Annotated in this window: 3 protein-coding genes; all 3 read left to right on the top strand. The window is 27.7% G+C overall.

What is annotated here, in order from left to right; all coding sequences use genetic code 11:
• The first annotated feature begins 124 nt into the window (after nt 1-124).
• Nucleotides 125-1,678 carry a murein biosynthesis integral membrane protein MurJ gene (gene murJ, locus J7G74_RS00540; protein WP_297130372.1) on the top strand — a complete coding sequence of 518 codons (1,554 nt, stop codon included), beginning with the start codon at nt 125-127 and terminating at the stop codon, nt 1,676-1,678.
• Nucleotides 1,679-2,220: 542 nt separating this feature from the next.
• Nucleotides 2,221-2,523: a hypothetical protein gene (locus tag J7G74_RS00545; RefSeq protein ID WP_297130374.1), complete on the top strand. Its 303-nt coding sequence runs from the start codon at nt 2,221-2,223 to the stop codon at nt 2,521-2,523.
• 244 nt (nt 2,524-2,767) lie between these two features.
• Nucleotides 2,768-3,551 (top strand): UTP--glucose-1-phosphate uridylyltransferase GalU (gene galU, locus J7G74_RS00550; RefSeq protein ID WP_297130377.1); only part of this gene is annotated, 784 nt, incomplete at its 3' end.

The raw sequence follows: 3,551 nt of genomic DNA on the forward strand, positions 1-3,551 counted from the left end.
AGATAAAATTGAAAAAGTATTCAATGAATTAAAAGATATAGAGTAAATCACTTATATAAAAAATAATACTTATTTCTAGTATTATTTTTTATATTTTTATAATTGATTTTCAAATGGAGGTAATATGAGTAAAGTAGCAAAGTCAGCTTTAGGATTGATGATAGTCACAATGCTATCAAAAGTAATCGGATTTTTAAGAGAAACTATATTAGTTTCGGTACACGGAGCAAGTGCAACAGCAGATGCCTATATAACTGCTTTAAATATACCTACCGTGTTATTTGCTATTGTAGGTACATCATTAGCAACTACATTTATACCACTATATTTTCAAGTTGAAAAAGAAAAAGGTAAAGATGGAGCATTAAAATTTGCAAATAATATATTTAATATAGTAATAATATTTAGTATTATCCTATCAATATTAGGTTTTATATTTTCAGAACCATTAACAAAAGTATTTGCAATTGATTTTACAGGTGAAAAATTAAAAATAGCCACTAATTTTACGAAGGCAATGATATGGGGAATGATATTTATTGGGCTCAATAATATTATGACTGCATGGTTACAAATTAAAGGTAATTTTACTATTTCTGGTATGGTAGCTTTTCCTAACAACATCTGTATAATATCTGGAATTATACTTAGTGCTAATGGGAATTTAAAAATATTAGGAATACTTTCTCTATTAGGAATGGTGTCTCAATTTTTATTTCAGTTACCATTTGCTTATAAAAGTGGATATAGATATAAATTTTATATAGATTTTAAGGATCCTTACTTAAAAAGAATGTTAATTCTAATTTTACCAGTATGTATTGGTGTTGGAGTTAATCAATTAAATGCAGTTGTAGATAGAACATTAGCCTCAACATTAGGTGATGGTATTATAACAATACTAAATAGTGCAAATAAGCTAAACTTTTTTGTTTTAGGTATATTTATATCTACTATATCAGCAGTTATATATCCTATGTTATCTAGACTATCAAGCTCACATGATAAAGATAACTTTTCTAAAGCAATACAGAGGTCAATTAACTCTGTTGTGATAATTATGTTGCCTATTTCTGCAGGTGCTATTTTATTATCTAACCCAATAGTAAAAATTGTGTTTGAAAGAGGAAAATTTACTCCTGAAGATACTATTATGACGGCAACAATATTATCATGTTATGCCATAGGTATGACAGCATTTGGTTTAAGAGAAATACTTAATCAAGTATTTTACTCTATGAATGACACTAAAACTCCTATGACAAATGGTGCATTCGCTATGATTATAAATGTAATTTTGAATTTATTACTGATAAAGATACTGGGATATAAAGGATTAGCACTTGCAACTAGTATTTCTGCTATAATAGGTACAGCTTTATTATTTTATAGTTTAAAAAAGAAAATTCAATACTATGGTCAAAATAAGATAATAAATACTTTTATTAAATCCTTTGTAGCAGTAATTATAATGTCTGTTTGTACAAGAACATCTTATAATTTATTAGTAACGATATGCCCTACTAATATGACAGGAGATATTGTTTCAACTATGTTATCTATTTTAATTGGAGCACTTGTATATGGAGTTACGATAGCAGTCATGAGGATAGAAGAAGTTAAGATGATAATAGATATGATTAAATCAAAAATTAATAAAGGAAACTCAGTGGCTTAAATATTTTTATAATTTAAATTCTACCTTAAATTATTATACTTATGATCATTAATTTATACATAAAAGAATTGATTTAGTACAAAAAGGTTAGGATGATAAACTATCTGTGATGATAGTTTTTGGAGTACTAAGTAATTTAGCTTGTTTAAGTTAGTAAAAATGAATATTCAAAGCTCAAGGATCTAAGTTTTAATAGGTAATAAATTTAGTTTTTGAGTTAATATTCTCGGATTATTTCAATCGGGTAAAATATGTTTTTAGCAAAAATATTGTAAACTGTAATGAAATCGAGATTTAAATATAAATAAGTTAATAAAACGACAAAAATATTATGGTTGTATACGTATCTATGCCAAATATACTAAAATTAACTCCATTTTATAGTACAAAATATTTGAGAATATGAACAACAGAGTCTATCTACTTATAGAAATGGGAACTCTACAATAAAAGAAAGTAATATGACTTTGATCGACAAATTAGGTAAAGAGTTACTAATTCTCAATACAATTATCTAAGCAAATGATACACTATCATTACAAGTGTATTCAAATGATGAGTTTTCTAGAAAATATAAGAATGATAATGGAAATACAGAGTGTAGTTATATACTAGAAGTTAAATATAGAGTATCTTTAATATTTCTTATTAAGAGAGGTTATACTAAAGAAACCATTGAGAAAGTAATAGACCTTGGAAATATAGAAGAATTAGAAAAAATAAGGATAAAACCTGGCAATATGATTTATATACAATTAGGAACAGTACACGTTACAGAAGATGGAGTTAAATTAATTGAAGTAGTGATGTTAATTACAGGATGTATGATTGGGGAAGAGATATAGAAGAATCTCTTCAATTTATAGATTATGAAGGAAAAAATAAAGGTGGTAAAATATAAAACTTTACAAAGTTACAAACACCATATTTTATAGTAGAAAAATTATAGTTAACTTAGAGTATAGAGATTATGTAAAATAAGATTTTTATTTATATAAAGTAATAAGTGGTAATGTAAATACAATAAGTGAAAATTAGCAAATTTCTAAAGGAAAAGCTTCAGTAGAAGCTTAATATTTGGAGGAGAAAATGAGTAAAAGCACAGTAAGAAAAGCCATAATACCAGCAGCAGGATTAGGAACGAGATTCCTGCCAGCAACAAAAGCACAAGCAAAAGAAATGCTACCAATAGTGGACAAGCCAACACTACAATACATAATAGAAGAAGCAATAGCATCAGGCATAGAAGAAATACTAATAGTAACAGGACGTAACAAAAAGTGCATCGAAGACCACTTCGACAGATCAGTAGAGCTAGAACTAGAGCTTGAAAACAAAGGTAAAAAAGAAATGCTAGAAATGGTTCAAAACATATCTAACATGGTAAACATACACTATATAAGACAAAAAGAGCCAAAAGGACTAGGACATGCTGTCCACTGTGCAAAAAGTTTCATAGGGGATGAGCCTTTTGCAGTATTACTAGGAGATGATATAGTAGACGCAGAAGTTCCTTGTTTAAAACAAATGATAAATGCTTACGACGAATATAAAACTACAATACTTGGTGTCCAAGAAGTAGCTAAAGAAAACGTGGATAAGTACGGAATACTTGATGTTAAACATATAGAAGATAGAGTTTACAAAGTTAAAGATATGGTGGAAAAACCATCAGTTGAAGAAGCTCCATCAAATATTGCAATACTTGGTAGATACATAATAACTCCAGAAATATTCAACATATTAGAAAATCAAGAGCCAGGAAAAGGTGGAGAAATCCAATTAACTGATGCTCTACAAACTTTAGCAAAAAAAGAAGCTATCTATGCTTATAACTTCGAAGGAAGAAGATATGACGTAGGTGATAAATTAG

It is taken from the genome of Terrisporobacter sp. (assembly GCF_017888745.1).
Lineage (GTDB): Bacteria > Bacillota > Clostridia > Peptostreptococcales > Peptostreptococcaceae > Terrisporobacter.

Excerpts from the sequence above, each read along its gene's own strand:
- murJ (WP_297130372.1), top strand. The coding sequence starts at position 125 with ATGAGTAAAGTAGCAAAGTCAGCTTTAGGATTGATGATAGTCACAATG.